This is a genomic window from Streptomyces sp. adm13(2018), assembly GCF_008042145.1.
Lineage (GTDB): Bacteria > Actinomycetota > Actinomycetes > Streptomycetales > Streptomycetaceae > Streptomyces.
Genome location: NZ_RDBH01000187.1, coordinates 1 through 694, shown reverse-complemented (window position 1 = coordinate 694; position 694 = coordinate 1). Strand labels below are relative to the sequence as shown.

Annotated in this window: 1 pseudogene; it reads right to left on the bottom strand. The window is 81.6% G+C overall.

Features of this window, described 5'->3' with window-relative positions:
* Window positions 1-694 (bottom strand): annotated as a pseudogene (locus tag EAO70_RS38355) (hypothetical protein); the annotation flags it as partial.

Here is a 694-nt window from a genome sequence, read left to right as displayed (position 1 = left end):
ACGCCAGACACCGCCCGCCCCGCGCGCCGAACCCGCTCGGTGACGGAGGGCTCGGCGAGCCAGACGGGTCCGGAGACGTCGGCGGCGGAGGCCCCGACGGCGCGCCCGCCGCGTCGAACCCGCTCGGTGACGGAGGGCTCGGCGAGCCAGACGGGTCCGGAGACGTCGGCGGCGGAGGCCCCGACGGCGCGCCCGCCGCGTCGAACCCGCTCGGTGACGGAGGGCTCGGCGAGCCAGACGGGTCCGGAAGCGTCGGCGGCGGAGGCCCCGACGGCGCGCCCGCCGCGCCGCAACCGCTCGGTGTCGGAGGGCTCGGCGAGCCAGTCGGCTCCGGCTCCGGAGTCGGCCGCCGAGGCGGGGCCGGGTGCCGACGCCCAGCCCCCGACGGCGCGCCCGCCGCGCCGCAACCGCTCGGTGACGGAGGGCTCGGCGAGCCAGTCGACCCCGGACGCTCCCGCGCCGCGCGCGGAGCCCGCACCGCCGCGCACCCGCAGCTCGGACGCCCCCTGGCACCACGCCCGCCCGGCCTTCGACGAGAAGGCCCCGACGACGCCCGCAACCGAGGGGAAGCCCACGTCGGCGCCGGAGCCCGCGGCTGCGCCCGAGTCGGCGCCGGAAGCCGAGCCCGCGCCCGAGTCCAGGCCCGAGCCCATGCCTCCGGCGGCGCCCGCGCCCGAGCCGGAACCCCCGGCGA